The following is a 25,938-nucleotide window of genomic DNA, read 5'->3' as shown; positions in this document are numbered from 1 at the left end:
CGGCGTCACACGTCCCGGTCACGCCGGCGGGCCGGGGCCGGGCAGTGTCACGCGTCCAGGTCACGCCGGCGGGCCGGGTACCGAAGGGCGTGGCCGCCGCCCGCGGGGTCGCGGTGACGGCGGCGACAGGGGAACGCGCGCCGCGCGCGAGCCGCCGCGTCGGCGGCTCAGGCCGGCTGCGACAGGTCGATCGCCCGGTCGACGTCCTCGGGCCGTAGCACGCGCAGGATGCCTTCGAGAAGGTAGTAGTCCGCGTAGGGCAGGGAGACCTCGATGCCGTCCTCGGCCGGGCGGTTGCGGGTGCAGCGGGCCACGACCGCGTCGGCGCGGGCCGAGTTCCTCGTCAGGCAGGTGTCCGCGAGCGCGGTGAGCAGCCGCAGCGCCACCTCCCGGTAGGTGTGCCGGCCCGTGGCCGCGTGCAGGTCGAGCAGGCCGCACGCCATGATGGCGCCGGCGGAGGCGTCCTTGATGTCGTGCGGCTGCTGCGGCGCGCGATAGTCCCACACCGGCACGTGGTCCGGGGTCAGCGCTCCGATGGCGAAGTCGGCGAGTCTGCGCGCGGTGTCCCTGAACTCCTTGTGCCCCGTCCGCCGGTACATCGTGGTGAAGCCGTAGATGCCCCAGGCCTGTCCGCGCGACCAGCAGGAGGTGGGGCTGTAGCCCTGCACCGTGTCGGGGCCGAGCGGGGCACCGGTGTCGGGGTCGAAGTCGAACACGTGCGGGGTGGATCCGTCGGCGCGGGGGAAGACGCGCTGCGCGGTCCTCGCGTGCTCCACGGCGATGTCCAGGTAGGTGTCGTCGCCGGTCTGCCGGCTCGCGAACGCCAGCAGATCGAGGTTCATCATCGTGTCCATGATGACGCGGCCCGCGTTGGCGCGGTCCGTCAGCGCGCCCCAGGCCCGGATGAACTTCCCCCGCGGGTTGTACCGCTGGATCAGGGAGTCGGCGGCCCGTATCGCGCCCGTGCGCCACTCGTCGTCACCGGTCAGGCGCCAGGCGGTGACCCAGGAAGGGCAGAAGAGGAACCCCAGGTCGTGCGTGCTCGTGTCCGACTGCCGGGGGGCGAGGTTCCGGGCCGACTCGACCGCCCACGTGCGGAAGGCGTCGTCCCCGCTGTACAGCCAGGCCATCCACAGGGTGCCGGGCCAGAAGCCGCCGACCCAGTCCCCGTTGCGCGAGTACGTCCACTTCTCGAACCTGGTCCCGACCGGGAAACCCGTCACTCCGGGCGCGACGGCACGGACCTTCTCCACGGCGTAGTCCGCCGCCGCGCGGAGTGTCCGTGAGGTCGTTCCTGATGGCTGCCGGTCCGGGGCCGCCGCGGCAGGCACCGCGGAGGCCCCCGCAGCCGCCGCACCGGCCGCCGTGGCCAGCAACGCACGCCGGGAAACGCTCATGCTCGCCCTCCAACTCCACCATGGACAAGAGAAGTTGGCTGAGCTTCGCACAGCAGACATGACCGTGTACACCCATGTGTGCGGAGTTCATCACCGTGAACGCGGTCAGCGGTCCGGTGCGCCGGAGTCGTGCCGGAGCCAGACGTAATCCACCGGCTGAGCGGTGTTCCAGCTCGCTGCGAGACCCGGGTCGACCGGACGGAACCCGGCGCCCAGGTAGCACCGGAGCGCCCGGTCGTTGCCGGGGTGCACGCGCAGGTGGACATCGGCGAACCCGGCCCGGAGCGCCCGCGCGAGCAGCCCCTGGACGAGTACGCGGCCCAGCCCCGCCCCGCGGGCGCCGGGCGCCACGATGATCCGCGCCAGTTCGGCCTCGTCCTCCTCGGCGTCCCGCCACAACTCGCCGTAGCCGAGCACCCTTCCCCCGTCCACGAGCACGTGGGCCTCGACATCGTCCGCCTGCTGCCATCCGGCGACCGTCCGTTCGGACACGGGGAACTCATGGCTCCCGCACCACATCACGGCCTCCGCCGCCGACGTCGGCCAGCCGGCGACGAGTGCCGCGTGCACGGGAGCGCAGGGAAGCAGATCCATGGGTGCCGACCCTACGCGACCGGGCCGGATCCCGGACTCGGGTTCAGGACGGGCCGCCGGGGGCCGTGCCCAGTTGCCGCATCTGCGTGAGGACGTCGACGACACCCCAGATCTCGGCGACGCGGTCGTCCGCGAACCGCAGGACGAAGATCTCGCCGTACCTGACGGGCTTCCCGGTGGCCTGGAGTCCCTGGTACTCCCCGAGGTGCGTACCGGTGACCGTGTTCCGGAAGACGACCTTGTCCCCCTCGGCGATCTCGTCCTCGATCTCGACACGCAGGTCGGGGAACGCGCGCAGCAGCACCTCCCACACGCGTTTGAGTGCCTGCGCGCCCGTCGCACCCGTCGGCACCGGCGCGTGGAAGAGCAGGTCGGGCGCTACGACCTCGTCGATCGCCTTCGAGACGGTCTCCAGGTCACCGGTGTGGACGGCGTCGTGCAGGCGGCGGAACGTCGCCTTGTTGCGTGCTTCCTGGGCTGTCGGCATGGGCCGGCTCCTCGGGTCGGCGCGAGTCGTCGGCTTCGTACTCGCTTCCACGCTCCCTACGACGGGACAGCCCTCCGGTATGTGACATGGCCGGTGGCGCCGGGATACAGGCTCCGGGTCGGCAATCCGGTGACCGGCGTCAAGGGCACGCCGGACGGGCCGGTGGGAATCCGGTCGAAGGACGGGCCGCCCGCTGCTAGTTTGCGGCCGTGGATCTCTTCTCGCGCTCGTGGACGGCCTTGCGCGCCGCGGTCGCCGGCCTCGCCGACGAGGACTTCGCGCGGCCGTCCGGCTGCACCGGCTGGCTGGTCCGTGACCTGGCGTGCCATCTGGTCATCGACGCCCAGGACGTGCTGATCACCCTGGTGACGCCCACCACGGCGGAGCCGACGCGCGACGCGGTGACGTACTGGAACGTCGGCGGCACCCCGCCGTCCGGCGACGATCCGCTGGACGCGCTGACCGTCCGGCTGGCCGCCGCGTACGAGGAGCCGCGGCTGCTGAAGTTCCACCTGGACGACGTCGGTTCGGCGGCCGGGCGCGCGGCCGAGCTCGCCGACCCGGAGCAACGGGTGCGCACGCAGGACATGGTCCTCACCGTGGGCGACTACCTCTCCGCGTACGTCCTGGAGTGGACCCTGCACCACCTGGACCTGATCGCCCACCTCACGGGCGCGGCCGAACCCCCCGCCGAATCCCTCGCCCGGTCCCGCGCCATGCTGGAGGAGATCGCCGGGTCGGCGTTCCCCCCGTCGTGGTCCGATCAGGACGTCCTGCGCGTCGGAACGGGGCGCCGGCCCCCGACCGCCGACGAGCGGATCCGACTGGGCCCACTGGCCGGGAAACTCCCCCTCGTCCTCGGGTGAGCGCACGGCGCAGGGGTCATCCGGCCCGCGCGTGTGTCCCGCAGGGCGGGTGGAACGGGGTGAGGCCCGCGTGGGGCAGCGGGGACGGGGGGTGGTAGCCCGTGGCCGGGATGTCCGTCGTGTAGGTGCGGGTGTCGGGCGACAGGCCCCGGTGCGGGTCGCCCAGGCGGGCCTGGATCTCGTAGGTGCCGTCTCCGGAGTACGTGTACGCCGTGAGGTCGGGATACGGGTCGTGGTTGTGGTCGGCCACCGCGATGTCCTTCGTGGCCCCCAGGTCCAGCGGGACGGTCCGCCGGCTGCGGCCGGTGTCGGAGAAGGGTCCGAGCCTCAGTTCGGCCACCCGCGGCTGGACCGGGTCGTCGCCGCCCTGCTCCTGCCCCGCCACGACGACCAGGTCGGTCCAGCCGTCCCGGTCGAAGTCCGCCACGGCGGCGCTCACGTACTCCTGCCGGCCGGCGGTACGGTCGGCCAACCCCCGTGCCCCGACCGTCGTTTCGCGGGGTGAGCCGATGCCGAAGGTGATGGCCAGCCGGGCACCCCGGTGGGACGGGTCGGTGATCCGGTCCGGCAGACCGTCGTCGTCCACGTCGGCGATCAGGTCACCCGACGGCGTGAGACAGGCGGTGACGGCGGGCGGACCCGTCGGGCGCGGTGGCGGCCCGCCCAGGCGGTCCTCGCCGCCGGCCAGGAGCAACAGGCCGCCCGCCAGCAGCAACGCCGTACGGGTGAGCCGTCTCGGCCGGGAGGTACCGCTGGGTTCACGCACGGGCATGGGCAGGGATCGTAGTCACCGGGCCGGGTGTGCCCGGGGGCGGGACCTCTGCGGATGCTCGTCGAGCAGGGACTCCGCGCACGTCGGCGACCGGGTCGAGGTCGGCCTGCCGACCGGACTCGCGCCCGGCCTCACCGACGGTATGCTGGCGCGCCCGGTAGCGGCCCGGAGCGGGGTGTCGGTCAGCCGCTGCCGCCTCGCCAACGGTGAAAACGGGTTGACCCACCCGTATCATCCAGGTGTCGCACCGTCAGGAGCGGAGGAACTGATGCCGGAAAGCGCCGGGCCCGTCACCGAATTGACCTCTCAGTACGTCAGTCAGGTGACCAACGACCTCGAACACAACCTCAAGGAGCAGGAACGCATCACGGCTGAAATCGCCGTCCTGCAGGAGCAGTTGGCCACCCTTCAGCACGACCACGGCGTCCTGCTGAACATGCAGCAGGCACTCGGCCTCGCCGCGCCGGCCGGGCGGGCGGTCGTCCCCGCCCCGCGCAAGAAGAGCGGAGGCACGCGCCGCGCCGACGACCGGAAGCCCGCGGCGAGGAAGCCGGCGGCCAGGAAGGCCGCGACCACGAAGGCGGCGGCCAAGAAGACGGCGACGAAGAAGACGGTGACGAAGAAGGCGACCACCGGGGAACCGGCGGCCACCAAGGCGTCGCCGTCCTCAGAGCCCGCTCAGCCCACCCTGATCGAACTCGTCCGCCGGCACCTGGCGGAGCAGACGGAGCCCCGTTCCGCCGCGGAGGTCAGCGAGGCCCTGGGCCAGGCGTATCCCGAGCGCGGCATCCAGACGAAGGTCGTCCGCACCACGCTGGAGAACCTCGTGGCGAAGAACGGCGCCCAGCGCACCAAGCAGGGCACGTCCGTCTTCTACGTCGTGCCGGGCGAATCGGCGCAGGAGACGACGGAGGGCGCCGAGACGGACGCGTGACCGCCCGCCACGCCGAGGAGCTGGGCGGCGATGACGGCGGCGGCCGAGGGAGGCCACGCGGAGGTCCGCGCCTCGGCCGACCTCCTGGGCCGGGCCGCCGCTTGCCGGCCGGAAGCCCGGTCGCCGTCCTTCAGCGTGCCCCCGCCGTACCGGCGCTCGGCCTCGGTGCGGACGCCGGTGCGCCGCCGGCACGCGGGGCGGCCGTCACCGGTCGGCGGAGCCGAAGCTGGCGAAGTAGGCCGCGGCCATGTCCTCGTCGGCGTGCCCCAGTTCGGCGGCACGCTCCATACGCTCGGCGCTCGCGGCGGCCACGTCGAGGCGCACACCGTGCTCCTCACCCGCCTGGACGATGAGCCGGGCGTCCTTGGCCGCCGTGCCCACCGCGAACTGGGCCGGGGTCAACCGGCCGTCCAGGATGAGCTTCGCCTTGGCCCGCAGGTAGCCCATGTCCAGCGGGCCGCCCTCGATCGCGTCGAAGAAGTTCTGCGGGTCCACGTCGAGTCCTCGGGCCAGGGCCAGCACCTCGCCGGCGGCGGCGGTGATCGCGAGGACCCAGCTGTTGGCGACGAGCTTCAGGCGGCTCGCCGTACCGGCCGCGCCGTCCTCGCCGGTCCACACGGTACGGGAGCCGACCGCGTCGAACACCGGGGCCACCGCTGCGCGGTGCTCGCTGGGGCCCGCGGCGAGGACGAGGAGCTGACCGGCCTCGGCGGGCTGGCGGGTGCCCAGCACCGGCGCGTCGAAGAAGACGAGGTCGTGCTCGCGGGCGAAGGCGGCCAGGTCACGGACGGCCTCGATACCGGCGGTGGTGGACTGCACCCACGCGGCGCCGGAGCGCAGCGCGGGGGCGGCCTCGCGCATGACGTCGAGGGTGGCCGGGCCGTCGTAGAGCATGGTGAGGACGACGTCGGCGCCCTCGACGGCCTCGGCGGGCGTGCCGGCGATGTGCGCCCCTTCGGCGGCGAGCGGTTCGGCTTTGGCGCGGGTGCGGTTCCAGGCGCGGACGGTGTGTCCGGCCCGCGCGAGGTTGCGGGCCATCGCGGCACCCATGATGCCGGTGCCCAGGACACTCACGGTGAGCTTGTCGGTCATGACGTCAACTCCCAGGGGTTTCATGCGGTTTCGGCTGCGCGGACCGGGCCGTCCAGCCACGTCTGACGGCCGTTCGGCATCGGGTTCGGCGTCTCCCGGGCCGGTTCGGCGGCGGGGCGGCCGATCTGCGTCTCCTGGGTGAGGATACGGACCCGGCCGCCAGGGAGATCTTCCACCAGCCGGGCGTGCGGCACGTCGAGCCGCACCTCCGGCGTGCCGTCCTGCCGGGCCGTCCAGAACAGCAGGGCGGGTACGGGAGACCCTCCGGCGCGCCGCCCGGGACCGGTGGCGCGAGCGCTGTCCCGGGGTCCGCCGTTCCTGCCGGTTTCCTCCGGAGACGTACAGTCGAGGGCCGGAGGGGTGAACGGAGGGGGCGGGATGCCACAGGGGGTGCCGGTGCGGTTCGCGGTGCTGGGGCCGGTGCGGGTCTGGCGGGGGGCGGACGAGTTGGACGCCGGGGGGCCGCAGGCGCGGGCACTGCTGGCCCTGCTGCTGCTGCGGGCCGGTCAGCCCGTCCCCGTGCCCGAGATCGTCGACGTGCTGTGGGGACCGGGCCCCCCGCCCACCGCCGTCAACGTGGTCCGCCGGCACGTCGGCTCGCTGCGGCGGCTGCTGGAACCGGGGCTGCCCGCGCGGGCGCCGGGGCACCGGCTGGTGCGCGGCGCGGGCGGCTACCGGCTGGTCACCGACGGGGACGACGTGGACCTCGGACGGTTCCGGGAGCTGCGGCAGGAGGCCCGGCGGGCCGTCGCCGAGGGTGCGCCCGGGCGGGCCGTGGAACTCCTCGGCCGGGCGCTGACGCTGTGGGCCGGCCCCGTCGCCTCCGGAGTCGCCCCGGACGTGCGGGAACGGCTCGGCGCGGACGGGCTGGAGCGCGAACGGCTCGCCGCGCTGCGGGAGGCGGCCGACGCGGCCCTGCACGCGGGCGTGCCCGGCGCGGTGCTGGCCCGGCTGCGGGAGGCCGCCGACGCTCATCCGCTGGACGAGCCGCTGCTGGCCCGGCTGGTCCTGGCCCTCGCGGCCACCGGCCGGCGGGCCGAGGCGCTCGCCATCTGCCGGAACGCCTGCCGCCGTCTCGCCGAGGAGCTGGGCATCGACCCCGGGCCCGAACTGCGGGAGGCCCACCGGACGGCGCTGGGGGAGACACGGGACGGAGACCCGGCGGAACCACCGCCCGCGGAAACCGTTGTCGCGCGTCCCGTCGTACCCGCCCAACTGCCGCACGACCTCCCCGCGTTCACCGGCCGGCGCACCGAACTGGCCGAGCTGCTGGACCCGTTCGCCGACGGGGAGCCCGTCGGGACGGTGCTGATCTCCGCGCTCGGCGGGATGGCCGGGGTGGGCAAGACCACGCTGGCGGTCCACTGGGCCCACCGGGTCGCCGACCGGTACCCGGACGGCCAGCTCTACGTCGACCTGCGCGGCTTCGCCGCCTCGGGAGCGGTCACCGACCCCGGTGAGGCCGTCCGCGGTTTCCTGCACGCGCTCGGGGTGCCGCCCGAGCACGTCCCCCAGGGCCTGGCCGCGCAGGCCGCCCTGTACCGCAGTGTGCTGGCGGGGCGCCGGGTGCTCGTGCTGCTGGACAACGCGCGGGACTTCGAACAGGTACGGCCGCTGCTGCCCGGCACGCCCGGCTGCCTCGCCATCGTCACCAGCCGGGACGACCTGACCGGGCTGGTGGCCGCGCACGGCGCCCGCACGCTGACCCTGCGGCCGTTCGACGCCGGCCAGGCGCGGGACTTCCTCGCCGGACGGCTCGGCGCCGGACGGATCGCCGCCGAGCCACGGGCGGTGGACGAGATCGTCGCCCGGTGTGCCGGCCTGCCCCTCGCCCTGGCCTGTGTGGCCGCCCGCGCGGCCCTGCGCCCGGACTTCCCGCTGGCGGCCGTGGCCGCCGAACTCCGCGAGGCCCGCGGCGGCCTCGACGGGTTCACCCGGCCCGGCACCCCGGTGGACATCGCCACCGTCTTCTCCTGGTCCACCCGGGCCGTGTCGTCCGGTGCCGCCCGGCTGTTCCGGCTGCTCGCCCTGCACCCCGGCCCCGACGTGTCGGCGGCCACCGCCGCCGCGCTCGCCGGGCTGCCGCCGCGCCGGGCGCGCTCGCTGCTCGGCGAGCTCGCGGCCGTCCACCTCGTCACCGAACCGGCACCCGGGCGCTACGGCTTCCACGACCTGCTCCGCGCCCACGCCGCCGACCTCCTCGCCGAGCACCACACCGAGGCCGAGCGGCAGGAGGCCCGCGACCGGCTGTTCCGGCACTACGTGGAGCGCGCCCACGCCGCCGGCGCGCTGCTCGACCCCAGCGGTGACGCCCCGGCGCCGCCGCCCGCGCCGACGGACACGCGGGCCGTGCCCTTCGCCGACGACAGCGCGGCCCTGGCCTGGCTCACCGCCGAGCACCCGGCGCTGCCGGCCGTCGTCAAGGCGGCGGCCGCGACCGGCCACGACCGGTACGCGTGCCTGCTGGCCTGGTCCCTGGAGCCGTACTTCGAGCGGCGCGGCCACTGGCACGACGGACTGGCCGCCCAGCGCACCGCGCTCGAAGCCGCGCTGCGGCTCGCCGACCCCGCCCTGGAGGCGCGCGCCCTGCGTGGGCTCGGCCGGGCGGAGGCCAGGCTGGGCCTGTCCGACGAGAGCCGGGCCCACCTCGACCGGGCCCTCACGCTGTTCACGCTCGCCGGCGACACCGTCGGCCGGGCGGGCACCCATCGCAGTCTGGGCTGGGGGTGCGAGCAGGAGGGCGACCTGGCGGGGGCCCTGCGGCACAACCAGCTCGCCCTGGAGCTGTTCCGCACCGCCGGATCCCGGCCGGCGCGGGCCAGCGTCCTCAACTCCGTCGGCTGGTACCACGCGCTGCGCGGCGAGTACCGGCCGGCCCTCGCGCGCTGCTTCGAGGCCCTGGCTCTGCTCCAGGACCTGGGCGACCGGTACGGCCAGGCGGCGACCTGGGACAGCATCGCCTACGCCTACCACTGCCTCGGCCGGCATCCGCACGCCCTGCTCGGCTACCGCAACGCGCTGACGCTGTACCGGTCGCTCGGCGCCCCTTACCCGGAGGCCGACACGCTGACGCGCATGGGCGACACACACCTGGCCACCGGTGACCGGGAGGGTGCCCGGGCCGCCTGGGAGCAGGCCCTCGCCCTGCTCACCCGGCTCGGTCATCCGGACGCGGAACGGGTCCGCAGACGGCTCGCCGGACGGGAGGAGCGGTCCGGTGCGGGATGACGGCACACGGGGTCCGGGACGCGGGACGGGTTGGCCGCCCGGCCGGACGGCTCCGTAGGGTGGCACGGTGACGACTCAGGTGATCCTTCTCAACGGTGGTTCCAGCGCGGGGAAGTCCGGGATCGGGCGGTGCCTGCAGGCCGTACTGCCCGATCCCTGGCTGGTGTTCGGCATCGACTCCCTGGTCGACGCGCTGCCCCCGGAACTGCGAGGGACGGACGGCGGGATCGAGTTCGCCGAGGACGGCGGGGTGCAGGTGGGTGCGGGTTTCCGGGCGCTGGAGGCGGCCTGGATGGAGGGCGTCGCGGCGACGGCCCGCGCAGGCGCCAGGATCGTCGTCGACGACGTCTTCCTCGGCGGAGCGGCCTCCCAGCAGCGGTGGCGGACGGCCCTCGCCGGACTGGACGTCCTGTGGGTGGGGGTGCGGTGCGACGCCGAGGTCGCCGCGGCACGGGAGATCGCGCGGGGAGACAGGCCCCAGGGGATGGCGGCGGCCCAGGCCGACGTGGTGCACGACGGGGTGTCGTACGACCTGGAGGTGGACACCACCCACACCGAGTCCCTGATGTGCGCGCGGACCATCGCGGCCCGCGTCCGCTGACCGGCGGACGAGGTGGAGCGCGTGCCAGACGGGCCCGGTGACGCGGCGCGGTCCGAGGTGCTGCGGTTCGGGGTGCTCGGCCCGCTGCGGGTGCTGCGCGCGGGGAGCGAGCTGGATCTCGGGTACCCGCAGGCACGGGCCCTGCTCGGCGTGCTCCTGGTGTGGCCGGGCCGGCCCGTGCGGATGAGCACGATCGTCGACGTCCTCTGGCCCGGCCGGCCGCCCGCCAACGCGACGAACGCCGTACGGCGCCACGTCGGCGCGCTGCGCAGACTGCTGGAGCCCGGGCTGCCCCCGCGCGCACCCGGGCGGCGCCTGCTGGGCCGTACCGGCGGCTATCTGCTGGAGGCGACGGCCGACGAGGCCGACCTGCCGCGCTTCCGCGCCTTCAGCCGGCGGGGCATGCGGGCAGCCGCCACCGCGCGCCCCGAGCAGGCGGTACGGCACTTCGCCGGGGCCCTGCGAATGTGGCGCGGGCCGGTGGCGGCCGACCTGCCGGGGCCGGTGCGCACGCATCCGCACTTCGCGGCCGTGGACCAGGAGATCCTCCGCACGGCGCGGATGGCGGCGGACGCCGCGCTGCTGTGCGGGCGCGCGGACCAGGTGCTGCCGAGCGTGCGCCGGGCCGCCGCGCTCAACCCGCTCGACGAGCCGCTGCTGGCCCGTCTGATCCTGTCCCTTGCGGCGTGCGGCCTCCAGGCGGAGGCGCTGGCCACCTACGAGGACACCCGCCGCCACCTCGCCGAACAGCTGGGGGTCGCTCCCGGCGCCGAACTGGCGGCGGCCCACGCCCGCGTCCTGCGCCGGCAGATACGCCCCACGAAGCACCGGCTCCCCACCGGCCCACCGGCCCCCGCACGCCCCTGCATCCGCCCGGCCCAACTCCCACCGGGCCTGCCTGTCTTCACGGGACGCCAGCGGGAACTGGCCGCGCTGGACACGCTGTTGGACGGGAAGGTTGTGAGGGCGCCACGGGTGGCGCCGGCCCCGTCGACCGGTGGCCGCCCTGCGTCGGCCGTGCTCATCAGTGGTCCGGCCGGTGTCGGCAAGACCGCACTGGCGGTCCACTGGGCGCACCGGGTCGCCGACCGCTTTCCGGATGGCCAGCTCCACCTGGAGCTGGGCGGATCGGCCCCCGGCCGGGCCGCCTTGGAGCCGGCCGAGGCACTGCGCCGGCTGCTCGGGGCCCTCGGCGTGCCCGCGCGGGACATGCCCGCGAGCGCGGCCGCCCTCACCGCGCGGTACCGCGGTGCACTGACGGGACGCCGACTGCTGGTCCTGCTGGACGACGCCGCCTGCCTCCGGCAGATCCTTCCGCTGCTGCCCGAGGTGCCGGGCTGCCTGACGGTGGTCACGAGCCGGGGCGGGTCGATCGGACCGGGCGCGGTGCCCGCGACCGCCGGGGCCACCGAAGTCAGCGGGCCGACCGCACCTGCCGCGAGGACCGGGGAGACCGGTATGACCGGGGCCATCGGGTCGGCCGCGTTCGCCGAACCCGCCGTGGCGACCGGACCCAGCCCACTGGCCGCACCCGCCGGGGTTACCCGACCGGCCACGCCCGCCGTGGCCATCGCGCCCGCCGAGTCGATCAAGCCCGCCGACCCGGCCGGGACCGCGGTGAGCGACCCGGCCGGGCCGGCAGGACGCCTCGGCCTGTCCGGGCCCTGGGAGCAGGCCGCCGCCGGCCTCCGTACGCTGCATCTGGGTCTGCCCTCCGAGGCGGACGCCCATGACCTGCTCACCCGGCGGATCGGTGCCGCTCGGTCGGCCGCCGAGCCGGAGGCCGTGACGGAGATCGTCCGCCGGTGCGGCCGACTGCCCTCCGCCCTGGCCCTCGTCGCCGCACGCGCGGCGAGCCGCAGGGACTTCCCGCTGGCCGCCCTGGCCGCCGGCCTCGCCGAAGACGAGGAGCCTTGAGAGGAGCGGAGCCGGAGACACCCTGGCCCGACCGCGACCTGACCGGCCCCCGGCAGAAGGCCCATGACCCGCGTCTCGCCGTACCGTTCTAGGACCAGTGCACCACCGACCTGGGACCAGTGCCCCACCGACGAGACCCAGCGGGGATCGCCCGGACGCCCGAACCCGCCGCGGCCTACGTACGGTCCGTGCCGTCTCCCCCGGCGTCCGGAGACACGGGCGGGAGGGCCGTGCCGGTCTCCGGTCGGCCGGCCGTGGGTGATGGTGGGACGGCCCCGTCCGGCGCCGTCAGGGGAACGTCCGCACCGGGTCCGGCCTGACCGGCCCACGGCCCGGCACCGACCGCACCCGCCCACGGCGGAGCACCCGTCGCCCCCGGACCCCACCCCGGCTGCCCCGCCCACTGCTGCGGGACCGGAACACCGTACGGATAGCCCGGCAGGGGCGCCGGTGGCTGTGGGGCCGCAGCCGTGCGGTCCAGTGGGCGGCGGCGCAGCCACCAGGCCACGGCCGCCGTGTACAGCGCGATGCTCAGCACGTCGAACACGACGAGCTGCCAACTCGCGTCGGCGGCGGTCTCGTCGCTGGTGAGCCCGTCCACGACGGCGGCCGAGACGCCGAAGGCCAGAAGGTTGTTGACGGTGTGCAGGGCGATGGACGCCTCCAGTCCGCCGGTGCGCCAGGTCAGCCAGCCCGCGGCCACGCCGAACACCACGAGGTCGGCGAAGCCCCAGACCGTGCCCCAGCCGTGGGCGGAGGCGAACAGGACCGCCTGGGGCAGGAGCGCTGCCCACGGCGAGCGCAGGAACGCCCCGGCGGTCTGCGTCAGCCAGCCGCGGAACACGTACTCCTCGGCGGCGGCCTGCACCGGCACCAGCAGCACCAGCACGGCGAGGGCCCGTCCGAAGGCCGGCCATCCCACCCACTGGCTCTCCGGCTCGCCGTCCGCGGGGAGCAGGAACGTGCAGCCCATCGCGAGGGCCACGACCGGTAGGGCGGTCAGCACGCACAGCAGCAGCCAGCGCCATCTCAGCCGGCCGGTCACGGAGGACACCGTGCCGGCCGGGCGCCGTCCGATCCAGCGCACGACCAGCAGCACGACGGGTATGCCGACCGCGATGCAGAGGAGGTCGACGGCGGTGCCGGAGACGGGACCGAACTCCGGCCAGCCGTCGTCGTCCTGGGGGTAGCCCATGCCCGAGCCCAGGGCCGCGAGGAGGAGCATGAGGACCACCACCGTGATCATGTATGCCACGGCCACGACCAGGGTCCCGAGGAGGGGGCGCCACCACCGGTAGCGCGGTGAGAGGCGGGCGAGACGGTGGTAGGCGAGCTGCTCGGTGAACGGTGACCGTGCATGGGGCAGCAGCAGTGGCTGTGGCTGTGTCATGGCGTCAGCCTGCCCAAAGACGGCGGGACGCGCCATCGGCTCGCGGCAGGACCGGGTTCCGCCGCCCCGCCGAGGTCGGTGTCCGTTCGCCGCCGGTGCTCCCCCTGGCCGTCGGCTGGGATGGACCCATGACTTCAGAAGCGGATCTGCGGGGCAGGACGGCACTGGTCACCGGTGGCAGCCGGGGCATCGGCGCGGCGACGGCACGGCGACTGGCGCGGGAGGGCGCGGACGTGGCCGTGACCTATGTGCGGGGCAAGGACGCGGCCGAGGAGGTCGTGCGGGACATCGAGGCGCTGGGGCGGCGGGCGGTGGCCCTGCGCGCGGACTCGGCGGACGCGGCGGAGGCGGCGGACGCGGTGCGGCGCGCGGCGGAGGAACTGGGCGGGCTGGACGTGCTGGTGGACAACGCGGCCGTGGGGATGATGGGGCCGCTGGAGAGCCTGTCCCTCGCCGACGTCGACCGGCTCCTCGCGGTGAACGTGCGCGGGGTGTTCCTGGCCGCGCGGTCGGCCGCCGCGGTGATGGCCGCCGGCGGGCGGATCATCACGGTCGGCAGTTGTGTCACCGCGCGGGTGCCGGGGCCGGGGGCCACGCTGTACGCGATGAGCAAGTCGGCCGTGGTGGGGCTGACGAAGGCTCTCGCGCGGGAGCTGGCCGGACGCGGGATCACGGCGAACGTCGTGCATCCGGGGCCGACGGACACGGACATGAACCCCGCGGACGGCCCGTACGCGGCCGGTCAGGCGGCCGCGACCGCCCTCGGCCGGTTCGGTACGGCCGAGGAGGTCGCGTCCATGGTGGCGTTCCTGGCGGGGCCGCAGGCGGCGTACGTGACGGGCGCGGAGTTCTCGGTGGACGGCGGATACGCCGCGTGACGGAGCGGGGAGGGCGGGGACGTCAGGTCTCGTCCAGGCGGCGTACGTCCTCCTCGTCCCACTTCCTGGTGTCGCGGGGCTGGGTGTACGGCACGGCCCGGGGCGGATGCCCACCGGCGATGGCGCGCTGCCGCACGGTCTCCGCGTCGAACTCCAGCCCCAGCAGGACGGCCAGGTTGGTGATCCACAGCCAGACCAGGAAGACGATGACGCCGGCCATGGTGCCGTAGGTCTTGTTGTAGGAGGCGAAGTTGGCGACGTAGAACGCGAATCCGGTCGAGGCGGCCATCCAGATCAGCAGGGCGAGGACGCTGCCGGGGGTGATCCACCGGAACCCTTTGACCTTGGCGTTCGGGGTCGCCCAGTACAGGATGGCGATCATCACGGTGACGAGCAGGACCAGCACGGGCCATTTGGCGATGGCCCACGCGGTCAGCGCCGTGTCGCCGAGCCCCAGCGCGTCCCCGGCCCGGCGGGCCAGTCCGCCGGTGAAGACCACGATGAGCGCGCTGGCCACGGCGAGGACCATCAGGACGATGGTGACCCCGACGCGCACCGGGAGGAGTTTCCAGACCGGGCGGCCCTCGGGCATGTCGTAGACGGCGTTGGCGGCGCGGATGAACGCGGCCACGTAGCCGGAGGCCGACCACACGGCCAGCACGAGGCCGAGGATGGCGACGAGGGAGCCGGTTCCGGCGCCGTTCTGGAGCTGTTCCACCGCCCGGGTGATGATGTCGCGGGCGGGGCCGGGGGCGAGGTTCCGCAGGTTGGCCAGGACCTTGTCCGTGACCGACCGGCCGGCGACGGCCAGCAGGGACACCAGCACCAGCAGGGCCGGGAACAGGGACAGGACGGAATAGTAGGTGAGCGCCGCGGCCCGGTCGGTGAGCTCGTCGTCGCGGAACTCGCGCAGCGCGCCCTTGAACACCGCCGGCCATGCGCGCCGGGGCAGCTTGACGGGGGTGTCCGGCGCCCGCCGCTCGACGTCCTCGCCGGGTCCGGCCTCGTCCGGCGTGGGGATGCGTGTCGCCGGGGTCTCGTCGTCGGCCTGCCTGTGGTGCAGCCGTGGTACGTGCAGCTTCGCCATGTCCGCCGGGTAACCCCACGAAGCGTGATCACGCCCCCGGTTCACCCGTCGGCCCCGTCCTCCCGGGTCCTGCCCCGCCCGGTGCCCTCCGCCCGGCAACGGGACGGAGGGTGTGCGGGCGGGCCGACGTGCCGGGGCTCAGTGCGCGTTGGCGAACCGCTTGAACGCGGCCTTGGTGCCGGAGCCGGCGATGCCGTCGATGGGGCCCCGGTAGCCGTAGCTGTCCTTCAGGAGCCGCTGGAGCGCCTTGATCGTGCCCTTGCCGACGATGCCGTCGATCGGGCCGGTGTAGCCCCAGTACTTCTTCAGGCAGCGCTGGAAGGCCTTCCAGCTGTTGGTGCCGAGCTTGCCGTCGATGGAGTTCCGGTAGTTCCAGTACGTCTTCAGCCAGCGCTGGACCTTCTTCGCCTCGGAGGCGTTCAGGCCGAGGTTGTTCACCGCCTGCGGGGTGACGGCCTCGGTGGCCGCCGCCGGGTGGGCCGTCGCGGGTGCCGCGAAGCTGGTGCCCGCGGCGGCGAGGCTGCCCGCGGCCAGCGCCACCGTGGTCGCGGTGGCGAGGAGGGTCCTGGTGAAGATGTTCGTCCGCATGTGTTTCCCCCTGGTTGACGAGTGCCTCTCGGCACGGCACACAAGCTACGTGCCGGGGGGTGCGCACGTCGCCAACCCGGGAGTTGACGCCCGGCTCCAACGGCCGTGGTAGGGCCGGACCGGTGTACAACCTCCGCGGTAGGTGCAAGGGGCGCGCGCCGGTCGCGGGCCCGTCAGCCCCGCCCTCCGCTGAGGTTTCCCCACCGGGGTCCGATCTGCCTCCACTCCTCGTCCCACTCGGCCAGGCGCCGCCGGATGAGCCGTGCCCGGACCAGCCGTCCCGCCCCCCAGACCAGCGCGCCGGCCGCCGGGGCGACGAGGACGCCGGTGAGCGCCGACTGCAGGTCGGCCGCCGTTCCGGTGATGGGGGCGGGCACGATCCGGTCCGCCTGGTTCGTCCACACGGTGACCCGGGTTCCGGCGGGGGCGCCCGGGAAGACCTTCGCCCGGTCGGTGTGCGCGGATCCGTCGGGGTCCGTCCAGCGCACGGCGGCCCAGACCCGTCCGTCGTCGTAGCCGCTGCCCGCGGCGGGGGTCCGTGCCGCGTCGTCGGTGAGCACCGCGGACACCGGGTGCACCTGGGCCAGCCGCGCCGTGAACGCGGACTCGGAGGCCTGGGCCGCCCACAGGCCCGCGAAGACCCCGACGACCAGGGCAAGCACCCAGCCGGCGAGGACGATCCAGGCCTCGACGACATCGCTGTGCCGCCGTAGCGGGTTGCGCCGCCACCGCCACAGCCGTACCCGGGTGACCGTCGTGGGAGGTGTCCGTGTCATCGTCACCGCCTCCTCCCGCCCACCGGCGGCCGGAACCCGCAGCGGCCCCCGCGGTCTCCCGGACCGAGTCGCCCGGGCGAGGGTCATGACACCATCCTGCACCTCTCCCGGCCGCTCGTCCGCCAGGGGCCGGGCCTCTCTTCCGGATCGGGCGCGCCCCGGCCACCCCGGGACTCCTGGCCGGCCCGGGGCGGCCTCGGGAACCCGGCCCGGGCGGCCCCGCGACCCGGCCATGAGCGCGGTCCGGGAAGCGGCGCCCCTGAGCGCGCGCTCCTACGACGGCGTGAGCGGCAGGTCGTCGGTGTAGGCGTTCACCGGCTGGGCGACGGGCCGGACGTCCCTGGCGTCGAGCGCCGCCTCGGCCGTCCCGGTGCCGAGGGTGCCGCGTGGGTGCCAGGTGCCGGTCACCTCCAGCCAGGTGTCGGCGGGCGGTGCCTCGCCGCCGTACACGCGCACTTTCACCGTCTGTGAGTCCGCCGCGCAGCAGGAGAAGACGATCCGGGTCAGATACCAGCCGCGGCCCTCGCCGGCCGGGGTGACGAAGCCGGTCAGCCGGACGGTGCGGTGCTCGATGGCCCGGCCGCGGTCCTGCTGGACCCGCTTGGTGAAGTCGGTGAGGGTCAGCGGCAGCGGCGAGGTCGCGGGCAGCGGCCCGAACCCCTTCTGCACGGCGACGGGCTTGGTGTCGGCACGGGCCGCGGTGTACGCGCCGAGCGCGGGCGGGGGGTGGAAGAGCAGGCTGAGCGCGGGGAGGAACAGCAGCCAGGCGACGCGCGGGGTGCCGGTGTGGTCGTGGCCGTGCCCGGTGTCGCCGGCCGTGTGCCGCCGGTCCCGGGTGACCGCTGCGGCCAGGCCGAGCAGCAGCAGGACGGCGCCGCACACGATCAGGGCCGGGCGCAGTCCGGCCTTGACGTAGCGCAGGTAGGTGTCGGTGAGGAGGGCCGTGTGCAGCAGGCCGGTGCCGGTCAGCGCCAGGAGCAGGGCCTGGAGGAGGCGTTTCACAGCAGCGCGCCTCCGATCAGGGCGCTCGCGGTGACGGCCACGACGGTGGTCGCCGTGGAGAACCGCCAGGCGAAGGCGCGGCCGAAGGTGCCCGCCTGAAGGGCGATCAACTTCAGGTCGACCATCGGACCGACCACCAGGAACGCGAGCCGGGCGGTCGGCGAGAAGCCGGTGAGCGAGGCCGCGACGAAGGCGTCGGCCTCCGAACACACGGCCAGCAGCACGGCGAGGGCGGCCAGGACGAGCACCGAGAGCCAGGGCGAGCCGGAGAAGGCGTCGAGGACGGAGCCCGGCACGGTGACGTTGAAGGTGGCGGCGGCCATGGCCCCGAGGACGAGGAAGCCGCCGGCGTTCAGGAAGTCGTGCTGGAAGCCGAGCCGGAACTCGGTCCAGCGGCTGTGGCCGTGCCGGTGGCCGGTGTGCCGGTGGCGCAGGAGCGGGCGCAGCCACTTCTCCTTGCCGAGCCACAGCCACAGCCAGCCCATGACAGCCGCTGTGGCGAGGGAGGCGAGCAGCCGGGCGGCGACCATCGCGGGGTTGCCCGGGAAGGCGACGGCGGTGGCCGTGAGGACGACGGGGTTGATCGCGGGCGCGGAGAGCAGGAAGGCGAAGGCGGCGGCGGGGGTCACGCCCCGGCGGATCAGGCTGCTCGCGACGGGCACGGAGGCGCACTCGCAGCCCGGCAGGACCGCGCCGGCCGCGCCGGCGACCGGTACGGCGAGGGCCGGCCGTTTCGGCAGTACCCGGGTGAACAGGTCGGCCGGCACGAAGGCGTTGATGGCGCCGGACAGGGCGGTGCCGAGGAGCAGGAAGGGAAGCGCCTGGACGGTGATGGCCAGGCAGACGGTGCGCCAGGCCTGGACGGCGGGATGGTTCAGCCAGGGCCTGCCGGCCAGGAGGAACGCGGCCACGAGGGCGAGGGCGGCGATACCGGGGGCCCACGGCCGGAGGACGGCGCCCGCCTGCCAGGATCTCGGGCCGGCGCCCGTCGCCCCGGGCCTCGGGCCCGCGCCCGGTGGCCACGGCCGGACGCGGCGCGCGGGCGGATCGGGGTGGGGCACGGCCGCCACGCCCTCCGTCACACCAACCAGCTCATCCGCTTTGTCCATTTTCACTCCGGATGTCGGCGTCTGGCCGACGATAAGCGAGGAGTACGGCCCGGCTGCGCGTACACGCCGCCGCCCGGGCGACCGGCCGGAACAATGCGCCCCATCGGTGGCTCTTCTCACAAAACGGCCCGAACGGGGCCTGAGGTGACGGGCGCCACGTCGCGGGGCGCCGCTGTTGTCTACGTTCGTGACCCATGTCGTCCCGCCTCTCCCGCACAGCACGCGCCAAGGCCTGCGCCCTCGTGGCCTCGGCGACCGCCCTCCTCGCCACCGGGCTCCTGCACCCCACCCCGGCCGCGGCCGCCTCGGCACAGGCCACGGCGGCCGTGCTCGACCTGGACGGCACCGACCCCACACCCGTGGTCCACGGCCAGGACAGGGCGTACGACACCGCCAGCATCGTCAAGGTCGACATCCTCGCGGCGCTGCTGCTCCAGGCACAGGACGCGGGACGGGAGCTCACCGCGCGGGAGCGGGAGCGCGCCGAGCCCATGATCCGGCGCAGCGACAACGCGGCGGCCAACGCCCTGTGGCGGCAGATCGGACGGGCCCCCGGGCTGGCGGCGGCCAACAAGCGCCTGGGCCTGACCTCCACGACGGGCGGGCCCGGCGCCAAGTGGGGCCTGACCCGGACGACCGCGCGCGACCAGATACGGCTGCTGCGGGCCGTCTTCGGCACCGGCGGAACGGTCCACGCGGGCTCCGGCGGACTCGACGCGGACTCCCGCGCCTACATCCGCACCCTGATGAGCCGGGTCGTGCCCGAGCAGACCTGGGGTGTCCCGGCGGCCGGCGCCGAGGGCTCCCGGAAGACCCTGAAGAACGGCTGGCTGCAGCGGAACACCACGGGCCTGTGGGACGTCAACAGCGTCGGCCAGGTCACCGTCAACGGTCACCGGTACCTGGTCGCGGTGCTGTCGGACGGCAGCGCCTCCATGAGCGACGGCGTGTCCCTGGTGGAGCGCACGGCACGCGCGGCCGTGGGGTGAGCGGTCCCCCGCACGGGTCATGGCCCCGGGTCCGGCGCGCGGCGGCCGTCGGCCCGTGATCAGCCGGGGCAGCAAGGCGCCGCCGGGGCTTTTCGGTCGCCGTGGAAGGGGCACGCGGTCGGGGTACGACTTCCGACCGGAGGGGCGAGACCACGATGGCCGAGTACGAGCGTTCCCGCACGATGCCCGCACAGCCCGAGCAGGTCTTCGACCAGGCGGCCAACACCGCCCAGCTCGACGCCTGGCTCCCGGGCGAGCTGCACGTAGACGTCCAGGAGCCGCCCGCCGTGACCGTCCACGAGGACCGCTCCGGCGAGGACACCCCCGCCCTGCTGCGGTCCGAGCCGGACCAGATGCGCCTGGAGTGGGGCACCCGCGAGCAGGGCGGCTACGCCGGCTGGCTCCAGGTGGCCGGCATCGGCAGCGGAGCCAGCGAGGTGACCGTGCACCTGTCCTTCTTCGACGAGGGCCACGACCCGGGCGAACGGGCGGTGCGCGACGCCTTGGACGGCAGTCTGCGCCGGCTGGAGGAACAGGTGCGGATGCGGGTCGACAACGCGGCCGGCTGACATGGCGCACCTGGTGAGCTGGTCCCCGCTGCGCCTCGCCACGCCCGTCAGACAGCATGTCTTCGGCGGCCGGGCCCTGTGTGAACGGCTGGGCCGGACGGGGCTGCCGGACGGCCCGGTCGCCGAGACCTGGGAGGTCAGCGACGTCGACGGGGAGGGTGCCACGGTGACCGAGGGTCCGCTGGCGGGGCGGTCGCTGCGTCAGCTGATGGCCGAGGATCCCGCCGGCCTGCTGGGCGACCGCCCCCACGGACCGCGCTTCCCCCTGCTCACCAAGTTCATCGACGGCACGCGCGCGCTGCCCGTGCATCTGCACGCCGACGACACCACCGCCCGCCGTCTGGAGGGTGAGCCGAACGGCAAGACCGAGGCGTGGCACGTGCTGGACGCCGTACCCGGCGCGACGGCGCTGGTCGGCGTGCGGCCCGGGGTGGACCGGGAGCGGCTGCGCCGCGCGCTGCTCGCGCAGGACTTCGACGCGGTGATGCGGCGCCTGCCGGTGCGCGCCGGGCAGACCGTGTACGTACCGGGCGGGACCCTGCACAGTTTCGGGCCGGGCACCCTGGTGTACGAGATCGAGCAGACCTCCGACATCCAGCAGCACGCCATGCCCTGGCGGATGGAGGACGGCGCACCGCTGGCCGAGCGCGAGCGGGAGAAGAACATCGAGCGGCTGCTGGACGAGTGGCGTCCGGAGCCCCGGCCGGAGTTCCAGCCGGGGCTGAGCGTGCCGGTCGACGACTCGGTGGTGCGCACGGTGCTGTGCGCCGGGCCGTACTTCGCGCTGGAACGCTGGACGGCCGGCGGCACCGCCCGCGTCGCCCGTACGTTCACGACCGCGCAGATCCTCAGCAACGCCGGCGCCCCGGTGACCGTAACCTGCGGCGGCTGGGCCGGACGGCTCGGCCGGGCGCGGACCCTGCTGCTGCCGGCCGCGCTCGGGGAGGTGCGGGTGACCGGGCCGGCCGATGTCCTGTTCGGCTACGTCCCGGACCTCGATGACGACATCCGGGCCCCGCTGACGGCCGCCGGCCACGGGCCGTCCGTCATCGCCGCCCTCGGCGAGGGCCTCTAGGCACGACGCGTGCCCCGCGCCCGGACACGGCCCCGCCCCGGCGCTCGGACACTGGTCAGTACCTGCGGCGACAGCTGCTTGATCATGGTGTTGGCCGCCTGGGCGAGCATCTCCCAGTGGACGGAGTTGCGGGTGGCCGCCAGGTGCAGGTCGAGCAGGTGGTGCAGGAGCAGCAGGCCCGGTTCCGGACGGCGGCCCATCGCCTCCGCCGCCTTGGCGCGCAGGGTGGCGAGGGCGCCCGGCGCCGGGTCGTCGGGCGGGCCGGACAGGTCGAGTCCGTAGTGGTGGCCGGTGTCGGCCAGGCGGGCGCCGTACTCGTGCGACCAGCAGGCCAGATCGGTGGCCACATGGTGGATCTCGTGTGCTGGGTGCGCAGGATGAGGGTGAGGGCGTTCATCGGGCGCTCCCCCGGGCGGTGCCGGTGCGGTCGTGCGCGGTCGGCGCGCCGCGTTCCACGAGCGTGACGCGGGCCGCGCAGGTCTTGAACGCCTCGATGGCGGCGCGTCCGGGGCCGTCGCCGGCGGGGCGGTGTCCGCCGGGGGTGAGTCCCAGTAGCCGTAGTGGAAGGACAGGAACACCACGCCGTCCCGCATCGGGGTGATCCGCGGCCGGGCCCGTACGGCGCCGCGCGGGGTGCCGACCTCGACCAGGTCGCCGGCGTGCGCAGCAGCGAGGCGGACGGCACCCAGCGCTCCACGTCGGCCTCGGTGAGGCCGGGCGCGAGGGGCAGGTCGGTGCGGACCGGCCAGGGTGTCCCTCGGTCGTACGGGGTCCGGGGACCCCAGGGATCGCCCATGCGGTCGTCGTCGTTGCTCACGGTCCGCCTCCGGGTGTCGCGTTGTGCTGTCGCGCGAGTACCCGGTGGCCCCCCCGCGTTCGCGCGGCGCGTGCCCCGGCCTCCGGTCAGTACCCCGACCCGAGGCGCTGGGTCGAGTAGGCGCACTCCGTGTAGATGTAGCCGGACCGGAGCCTGGCGGTGTCCGAGGCCGGGGTCGCGGTGCTGTCGCCGTTCGGTTTGTGCACGAAGTACGTGGTGCCGACGGGCAGGCTGATGGTGCGCTGCGGGTAGTTCCTGCCGCTGTCGTTGCAGGGCTTGAAGGTGGAGAACGCCGTGTCGGCGAACGTGTACGCCTTGCAGCCGCCGCAGCCCTTGAGGGTGAAGCTGCCGGTGACCGGGCCGGTGTAGAGGACGGTGATGTCGTCCGGGCTGTCGTTCTTGACCGTGACGGAGATGCTGCCGCCGGAGGCCAGGGTCGGCAGCTTCTTGCCGGCCGCCGGGAGGGTCTGGGCGACCTCGGCGGCTATGGCGATCTTCTGGGCGCGCGCGCGGTTCCTGTCGTGCTGGTGGCCGGCGGCGAACTGCTCCATGGTCTTCTGCGCCGCGTCGAAGTCGCCGTCCCGGTACTGGTCGACACCGCAGGCGTACTGGCCGGCGTCGCCGCTGCGGCCGGCCCGGCCGGCGGCCTTCGCCAGCCGGCCGTCCGTGTCACCGGCCGACCTGGACAGGTCGGTGATCCGGGTGCCGAGGTCGCGCAGCGTCTCGACGGCCGTGCAGGGTTCGTCCCCGCCGACGGCCTTCTCCGTCCTCGCCACCGCCGCGTCGACGGCGGGCACCACCTTGGCCGCCGCCCCGGAGCGCGGGAAGGTGTCGAGCAGGTCGCCGAAGCGGTTCACCCAGTCCGTGTCGCCGCTCGCCAGGTGCCGCGCACCGCACTCGTACAGGGCGGTCGCGAGCCGGTCGTCGGGCCACCGCGCCAGCGCGCCGAGCTGTTCCCGCGGCATCGTGTCCGGGACGGTGCGGAGGTACTTCAGCGGCTCTATGGCGTCGCAGTACTCCCGGTGCCCGTAGGCCGCGCCGACCGTCGTGTAGTAGGTCCGCAGACGGTCGGGGACCTGCCGGGCCGCGCGGGAACCGCCGTGGTGCACGGCGATGTCCCGGTAGACCCCCAGAGCGGTCCCGTAGCCGGGCCGGGCGGCGCCGAAGGACTGGCGGCCGCTCTCGGCCACCAGGTCGTCGGCGCGCTCCAGGCGGCCGAGGAGCGCCCGCTCCACGGCCTCGTCGTGGGCGTCCTCGTACCAGAGGGCGCCGCCGGCCGGTACGGCGAGCAGCACCACGCCCAGCAGCAGCGCCAGCGGCGCGCCGGCCGGCCCGGCGAGCCGGGTGCGCAGTCCGGCGATCCCGCCGTGGACGGCCGCCACCAGCAGCAGTGCGGCGTAGCCGGCGAGCACGGCTCCGGGGACGCCGTCGGCGTCGGCGGGGAGCGCGACGAGCAGGAGCAGGCCGGTCGCGACCCAGCAGGCGGCCGTCGCCACCCAGCGACGCAGCAGCGCGTAACCGAGGCCGAGCCCGCTCAGGTTGAGCACGGCGACCGCGCCGGCCCGCCAGACGTCCGGCGGCGCGGGCGGCGGGCCCACCGGTCCGGGTGGCTGACCCGGCGGCATGGGCGGCGCCGGCGGCCCGCCGAAACCCTGACCCGGACCGTACGGACCTCCGGACATGATGGCTCCCCCCGGTCAACTGCGCCCGCATGTCTGTGGATCGGCAGTGTACGGGCGGGAGCGCAAACCGGACAGAGGGCAGGACGCCCACCCTTTCCTGCACGAGCCTTATATCCCTCACGCCCCGTTCGTCCGATCACCCCGGGCGGCCGTGCCCGGGCCGGCCGAGCAGCCCGCGCAACCGATGGCGACCGTGGCGCGGCCGCTCGGGCAGCCGCTCCCCGCCGTGAACAGCCTCCTTCCCACGAGGGCATCGTGGGAGCCGTCCTGGAGGACGGCAGCGAACCGAAGCCCGCGTACTTCGACATCGGCGGCGGTGCCGAGATGTACCGGACCAGCGAGTGGTGGGCGTACGACGGCAGGATGAGCAGGCCGCGGGCGGCGGGGGTGCGCGCCGCGTGCAGCTGCGGCCGGCGCGGGCCGGGCGTCCCCGTCCCGTGGGATCCGCACGGTCGAGCGGCGGACGGTGCCGCTGCCGGAGGACCTGACCCAGTTGCTGGGCGCCCTGGAGGAGAAGCCGTTCACGCTGGCCGACGACGCGCCGGGCGTGAGGCGGCCTGCATGATCGAGGAGGACGGCGAGCAGCGCTGGGAGGCCCTCGGCATCGGCGCGGACCGGGCGCAGTCCCTCGTCACCCGGTATCCGCTGCTGCGCTGAGCCCGGATCCGCTGCTGTGAGCCCGGATCCGCTGCCGTACTCAGCCGGGCTCTGCCGCTGCGCCGGGCCGCCCGTTCACCGGGCCGCCGCCAGGGCCAGGGCCCCGGCCGCCAGCATCAGGAACAGGCCCGGGAAGACGAGGGTGCGCAACACCCGGGCCCGTACATGGGCGGCCACCGCGCCGACGTAGAACAGCACGAGGCCGACGCCGGCGGCGATGCCCAGGGGACGTACGCCCAGCAGCCCGAGGAGCAGCCCGGCCGCTCCGGCGGCCTTGAGCAGCGCCAGTGCGGGGAGCCGGCGGGGGGACACGCCGACCTGGGCCGAGTTGGCGAGGACGAACGGCGCCTTCGCGAGGTCGGCCGCCGCGATGCCGGCGTTGGCCAGGACGGTCGCACAGGTGACGGTGAGATACACGAGGTTCATACCGTCCACGCTCGCCGGAGGGTCGCCGCGACGTCCAATACCAGTGTCTATAACCTTCTGGAATGGACGTCGACTCACGTCTGCTGCGCTCCTTCCTGGCCGTCGCCGAGGAGGGAAGCCTCGTCCGCGCCGCCGAGCGGGTGTACGTGTCCCAGCCGGCGCTGACCAAGCAGATCCGGCAGTTGGAGAGCCGGCTCGGGGTGCCCCTCTTCGAGCGCTCGCGCACCGGCATGGCACTGACGGACGCCGGCCGGGAACTCGCGCGCCGGGCCCCGGACGTCCTCGCGGCCTGGGACGACGCCCTGCGCGCCGCGCGGGCCGCCGGCCGGCGCACGGCCCGGGTGCTGCGTGTGGGCTTCGTCGCGAGCGCGGCCAACGAGGCGACTCCGGGCATCGTCGCCGAGTTCGCCCGGCGGCGGCCCGGCTGGCGGGCCGAGCTGCGGCAGGCCGCCTGGACGAACCCGAGCGCGGGTCTGGCCGACGGCGAGGTGGACGCGGCCCTGCTGCGGCTGCCGTTCCCCGGTCAGGACGCGCTGCGGGTCGAGGTGCTGTTCAGCGAGGAGCGCTGGGTGGCGCTGCCGAGCACGCACCCGCTCGCGGAACGGGCGGAGATCGCCTTCCGGGAACTGTGGGACGAGCCGTTCGTGGCCGCTCCGCCGGAGACCGGCGCCTGGCGCGACCACTGGCTGGCCGCCGGGGAGCGCGAGGGCCGGCCGGTCCGCATCGGCGCGGTCACCGAGCAGCCCGACGACTGGCTGAGCGCCATCGCCAGCGGGTACGGCATCGCCCTCGCGCCCGCGTCCGCCGCCCGGTTCTACGCCCGCCCCGGCGTGGTCTACCGCCCGGTCACCGGGGTGAGCCCGACCCGGGTGGCCGTGGCCTGGGCACCGGCCGACGACCGGAACCCGGTCGTACGGGACTTCGTCCGCTGCTGCCTGGACCTGGCCCGCACCACGTGACGGACGTGTGTTCTCCCCTGTCCGGCGCAATGACGGTGCGCCGGAG

The 25,938-nt window shown here is 74.9% G+C and carries 24 protein-coding genes and 1 pseudogene; 10 read left to right on the top strand and 15 right to left on the bottom strand.

Annotated features, from left to right (window positions below):
* Positions 1 to 167: 167 nt before the first annotated feature.
* The 3 genes from C3492_RS37770 to C3492_RS37760 form a co-directional block, all read right to left on the bottom strand.
* Positions 168 to 1,397: a glycoside hydrolase family 88 protein gene (locus tag C3492_RS37770; RefSeq protein ID WP_103817134.1), complete on the bottom strand. Its 1,230-nt coding sequence runs from the start codon at positions 1,395 to 1,397 to the stop codon at positions 168 to 170.
* 105 nt (positions 1,398 to 1,502) lie between these two features.
* On the bottom strand, positions 1,503 to 1,991 hold the full coding sequence (locus tag C3492_RS37765) for an N-acetyltransferase (RefSeq protein ID WP_103817133.1): 489 nt from the start codon (positions 1,989 to 1,991) through the stop codon (positions 1,503 to 1,505).
* Positions 1,992 to 2,034: 43 nt separating this feature from the next.
* Positions 2,035 to 2,478: an ester cyclase gene (locus C3492_RS37760; protein ID WP_103817132.1), complete on the bottom strand. Its 444-nt coding sequence runs from the start codon at positions 2,476 to 2,478 to the stop codon at positions 2,035 to 2,037.
* A 209-nt stretch (positions 2,479 to 2,687) separates the two neighbouring features.
* Here C3492_RS37760 and C3492_RS37755 point away from each other — a divergent pair, with 209 nt between their 5' ends.
* Entirely contained in the window at positions 2,688 to 3,344 is a 657-nt protein-coding gene (locus C3492_RS37755; protein ID WP_103817131.1) for a maleylpyruvate isomerase N-terminal domain-containing protein, read from the top strand.
* A gap of 16 nt (positions 3,345 to 3,360) precedes the next feature.
* Here the strand turns inward: C3492_RS37755 and C3492_RS37750 are convergent, their stop codons facing one another.
* Positions 3,361 to 4,116 carry a VCBS repeat-containing protein gene (locus C3492_RS37750; protein ID WP_103817130.1) on the bottom strand — a complete coding sequence of 252 codons (756 nt, stop codon included), beginning with the start codon at positions 4,114 to 4,116 and terminating at the stop codon, positions 3,361 to 3,363.
* 268 nt (positions 4,117 to 4,384) lie between these two features.
* Here C3492_RS37750 and C3492_RS37745 point away from each other — a divergent pair, with 268 nt between their 5' ends.
* Positions 4,385 to 5,050 carry a hypothetical protein gene (locus C3492_RS37745; RefSeq protein WP_258056144.1) on the top strand — a complete coding sequence of 222 codons (666 nt, stop codon included), beginning with the start codon at positions 4,385 to 4,387 and terminating at the stop codon, positions 5,048 to 5,050.
* Between the two features lie 204 nt (positions 5,051 to 5,254).
* On the opposite strand, the gene C3492_RS37740 is transcribed toward C3492_RS37745, so the two are convergent.
* The gene (locus C3492_RS37740; protein ID WP_103817129.1) at positions 5,255 to 6,142 is read right to left on the bottom strand and encodes an NAD(P)-dependent oxidoreductase; all 888 of its coding nucleotides are present in this window, start codon (positions 6,140 to 6,142) and stop codon (positions 5,255 to 5,257) included.
* Positions 6,143 to 6,162: 20 nt separating this feature from the next.
* A complete protein-coding gene (locus tag C3492_RS37735; protein ID WP_103817128.1) occupies positions 6,163 to 6,348 on the bottom strand; it encodes a hypothetical protein in 186 nt (61 codons plus the stop codon).
* Positions 6,349 to 6,520: 172 nt separating this feature from the next.
* Here C3492_RS37735 and C3492_RS37730 point away from each other — a divergent pair, with 172 nt between their 5' ends.
* The 3 genes from C3492_RS37730 to C3492_RS37720 all read left to right on the top strand — a co-directional run bounded on the left by C3492_RS37730 (position 6,521) and on the right by C3492_RS37720 (position 11,888).
* On the top strand, positions 6,521 to 9,370 hold the full coding sequence (locus tag C3492_RS37730; RefSeq protein WP_258056143.1) for a BTAD domain-containing putative transcriptional regulator: 2,850 nt from the start codon (positions 6,521 to 6,523) through the stop codon (positions 9,368 to 9,370).
* A 67-nt stretch (positions 9,371 to 9,437) separates the two neighbouring features.
* Entirely contained in the window at positions 9,438 to 9,971 is a 534-nt protein-coding gene (gene cpt / locus C3492_RS37725; RefSeq protein WP_181140755.1) for a chloramphenicol phosphotransferase CPT, read from the top strand.
* A 21-nt stretch (positions 9,972 to 9,992) separates the two neighbouring features.
* Positions 9,993 to 11,888: a BTAD domain-containing putative transcriptional regulator gene (locus tag C3492_RS37720; protein WP_258056142.1), complete on the top strand. Its 1,896-nt coding sequence runs from the start codon at positions 9,993 to 9,995 to the stop codon at positions 11,886 to 11,888.
* Between the two features lie 175 nt (positions 11,889 to 12,063).
* Here C3492_RS37720 and C3492_RS37715 read toward each other — a convergent pair whose 3' ends face one another.
* Positions 12,064 to 13,278 carry a CPBP family intramembrane glutamic endopeptidase gene (locus tag C3492_RS37715; RefSeq protein ID WP_103817125.1) on the bottom strand — a complete coding sequence of 405 codons (1,215 nt, stop codon included), beginning with the start codon at positions 13,276 to 13,278 and terminating at the stop codon, positions 12,064 to 12,066.
* Positions 13,279 to 13,406: 128 nt separating this feature from the next.
* On the opposite strand from C3492_RS37715, the gene C3492_RS37710 reads away from it, so the two are divergent.
* Positions 13,407 to 14,156, top strand: coding sequence for an SDR family oxidoreductase (locus tag C3492_RS37710; RefSeq protein ID WP_103817124.1), 750 nt, complete (start codon positions 13,407 to 13,409; stop codon positions 14,154 to 14,156).
* Positions 14,157 to 14,178: 22 nt separating this feature from the next.
* Here C3492_RS37710 and C3492_RS37705 read toward each other — a convergent pair whose 3' ends face one another.
* The 5 genes from C3492_RS37705 to C3492_RS37685 all read right to left on the bottom strand — a co-directional run bounded on the left by C3492_RS37705 (position 14,179) and on the right by C3492_RS37685 (position 18,718).
* Positions 14,179 to 15,243 (bottom strand): YihY/virulence factor BrkB family protein, encoded by a 1,065-nt coding sequence (locus tag C3492_RS37705; RefSeq protein WP_103817123.1) that lies wholly within the window; start codon positions 15,241 to 15,243, stop codon positions 14,179 to 14,181.
* A 138-nt stretch (positions 15,244 to 15,381) separates the two neighbouring features.
* Entirely contained in the window at positions 15,382 to 15,831 is a 450-nt protein-coding gene (locus C3492_RS37700) for a peptidoglycan-binding domain-containing protein (RefSeq protein ID WP_103817122.1), read from the bottom strand.
* Positions 15,832 to 16,004: 173 nt separating this feature from the next.
* Entirely contained in the window at positions 16,005 to 16,607 is a 603-nt protein-coding gene (locus C3492_RS37695; protein ID WP_103817121.1) for a hypothetical protein, read from the bottom strand.
* Between the two features lie 273 nt (positions 16,608 to 16,880).
* On the bottom strand, positions 16,881 to 17,609 hold the full coding sequence (locus tag C3492_RS37690) for a TIGR03943 family putative permease subunit (RefSeq protein WP_103817120.1): 729 nt from the start codon (positions 17,607 to 17,609) through the stop codon (positions 16,881 to 16,883).
* A complete protein-coding gene (locus tag C3492_RS37685) occupies positions 17,606 to 18,718 on the bottom strand; it encodes a permease (protein ID WP_258056141.1) in 1,113 nt (370 codons plus the stop codon). Before C3492_RS37685 ends, C3492_RS37690 begins: the two co-directional genes overlap by 4 nt.
* Before the next feature lie 194 nt (positions 18,719 to 18,912).
* Between C3492_RS37685 and C3492_RS37680 the strand changes: the two genes are divergently transcribed.
* The 3 genes from C3492_RS37680 to C3492_RS37670 all read left to right on the top strand — a co-directional run bounded on the left by C3492_RS37680 (position 18,913) and on the right by C3492_RS37670 (position 21,351).
* A complete protein-coding gene (locus tag C3492_RS37680; protein WP_103817119.1) occupies positions 18,913 to 19,707 on the top strand; it encodes a serine hydrolase in 795 nt (264 codons plus the stop codon).
* Positions 19,708 to 19,862: 155 nt separating this feature from the next.
* Complete coding sequence (locus C3492_RS37675; RefSeq protein ID WP_103817118.1) at positions 19,863 to 20,276, top strand: SRPBCC family protein; 414 nt, start codon at positions 19,863 to 19,865, stop codon at positions 20,274 to 20,276.
* A gap of 1 nt (position 20,277) precedes the next feature.
* Complete coding sequence (locus C3492_RS37670; protein ID WP_103817117.1) at positions 20,278 to 21,351, top strand: class I mannose-6-phosphate isomerase; 1,074 nt, start codon at positions 20,278 to 20,280, stop codon at positions 21,349 to 21,351.
* Here C3492_RS37670 and C3492_RS37665 read toward each other — a convergent pair.
* The 3 genes and pseudogenes from C3492_RS37665 to C3492_RS37645 all read right to left on the bottom strand — a co-directional run.
* Positions 21,348 to 21,713 (bottom strand): annotated as a pseudogene (locus tag C3492_RS37665) (hypothetical protein); the annotation flags it as partial. The gene C3492_RS37670 and the pseudogene C3492_RS37665 overlap by 4 nt on opposite strands.
* 541 nt (positions 21,714 to 22,254) lie before the next feature.
* A complete protein-coding gene (locus C3492_RS37655) occupies positions 22,255 to 23,793 on the bottom strand; it encodes a hypothetical protein (protein ID WP_103817142.1) in 1,539 nt (512 codons plus the stop codon).
* A 789-nt stretch (positions 23,794 to 24,582) separates the two neighbouring features.
* Positions 24,583 to 24,933 (bottom strand): DoxX family protein, encoded by a 351-nt coding sequence (locus C3492_RS37645; RefSeq protein WP_103817116.1) that lies wholly within the window; start codon positions 24,931 to 24,933, stop codon positions 24,583 to 24,585.
* Between the two features lie 62 nt (positions 24,934 to 24,995).
* Here C3492_RS37645 and C3492_RS37640 point away from each other — a divergent pair, with 62 nt between their 5' ends.
* Entirely contained in the window at positions 24,996 to 25,892 is an 897-nt protein-coding gene (locus tag C3492_RS37640; protein ID WP_103817115.1) for a LysR family transcriptional regulator, read from the top strand.
* The last annotated feature ends 46 nt before the right edge of the window (positions 25,893 to 25,938 follow it).

It is taken from the genome of Streptomyces sp. Ru62, assembly GCF_002920615.1.
Classification (GTDB): domain Bacteria; phylum Actinomycetota; class Actinomycetes; order Streptomycetales; family Streptomycetaceae; genus Streptomyces.
The sequence above is the reverse complement of the archived record's forward strand: the minus strand, read 5'-3'. Positions and strand labels throughout refer to the sequence as shown.

Coding starts and splice junctions, on each gene's coding strand:
- C3492_RS37710 (WP_103817124.1), top strand. CDS start 13,407: ATGACTTCAGAAGCGGATCTGCGGGGCAGGACGGCACTGGTCACCGGT.
- C3492_RS37655 (WP_103817142.1), bottom strand. CDS start 23,793: ATGCCGCCGGGTCAGCCACCCGGACCGGTGGGCCCGCCGCCCGCGCCG.
- C3492_RS37680 (WP_103817119.1), top strand. CDS start 18,913: ATGTCGTCCCGCCTCTCCCGCACAGCACGCGCCAAGGCCTGCGCCCTC.
- C3492_RS37740 (WP_103817129.1), bottom strand. CDS start 6,142: ATGACCGACAAGCTCACCGTGAGTGTCCTGGGCACCGGCATCATGGGT.
- C3492_RS37770 (WP_103817134.1), bottom strand. CDS start 1,397: ATGAGCGTTTCCCGGCGTGCGTTGCTGGCCACGGCGGCCGGTGCGGCG.
- C3492_RS37670 (WP_103817117.1), top strand. CDS start 20,278: ATGGCGCACCTGGTGAGCTGGTCCCCGCTGCGCCTCGCCACGCCCGTC.
- C3492_RS37750 (WP_103817130.1), bottom strand. CDS start 4,116: ATGCCCGTGCGTGAACCCAGCGGTACCTCCCGGCCGAGACGGCTCACC.
- C3492_RS37715 (WP_103817125.1), bottom strand. CDS start 13,278: ATGACACAGCCACAGCCACTGCTGCTGCCCCATGCACGGTCACCGTTC.
- C3492_RS37745 (WP_258056144.1), top strand. CDS start 4,385: ATGCCGGAAAGCGCCGGGCCCGTCACCGAATTGACCTCTCAGTACGTC.
- C3492_RS37730 (WP_258056143.1), top strand. CDS start 6,521: ATGCCACAGGGGGTGCCGGTGCGGTTCGCGGTGCTGGGGCCGGTGCGG.
- C3492_RS37675 (WP_103817118.1), top strand. CDS start 19,863: ATGGCCGAGTACGAGCGTTCCCGCACGATGCCCGCACAGCCCGAGCAG.
- C3492_RS37695 (WP_103817121.1), bottom strand. CDS start 16,607: ATGACACGGACACCTCCCACGACGGTCACCCGGGTACGGCTGTGGCGG.
- C3492_RS37760 (WP_103817132.1), bottom strand. CDS start 2,478: ATGCCGACAGCCCAGGAAGCACGCAACAAGGCGACGTTCCGCCGCCTG.
- C3492_RS37705 (WP_103817123.1), bottom strand. CDS start 15,243: ATGGCGAAGCTGCACGTACCACGGCTGCACCACAGGCAGGCCGACGAC.
- C3492_RS37640 (WP_103817115.1), top strand. CDS start 24,996: ATGGACGTCGACTCACGTCTGCTGCGCTCCTTCCTGGCCGTCGCCGAG.
- C3492_RS37765 (WP_103817133.1), bottom strand. CDS start 1,991: ATGGATCTGCTTCCCTGCGCTCCCGTGCACGCGGCACTCGTCGCCGGC.
- C3492_RS37685 (WP_258056141.1), bottom strand. CDS start 18,718: ATGGACAAAGCGGATGAGCTGGTTGGTGTGACGGAGGGCGTGGCGGCC.
- C3492_RS37700 (WP_103817122.1), bottom strand. CDS start 15,831: ATGCGGACGAACATCTTCACCAGGACCCTCCTCGCCACCGCGACCACG.
- C3492_RS37645 (WP_103817116.1), bottom strand. CDS start 24,933: ATGAACCTCGTGTATCTCACCGTCACCTGTGCGACCGTCCTGGCCAAC.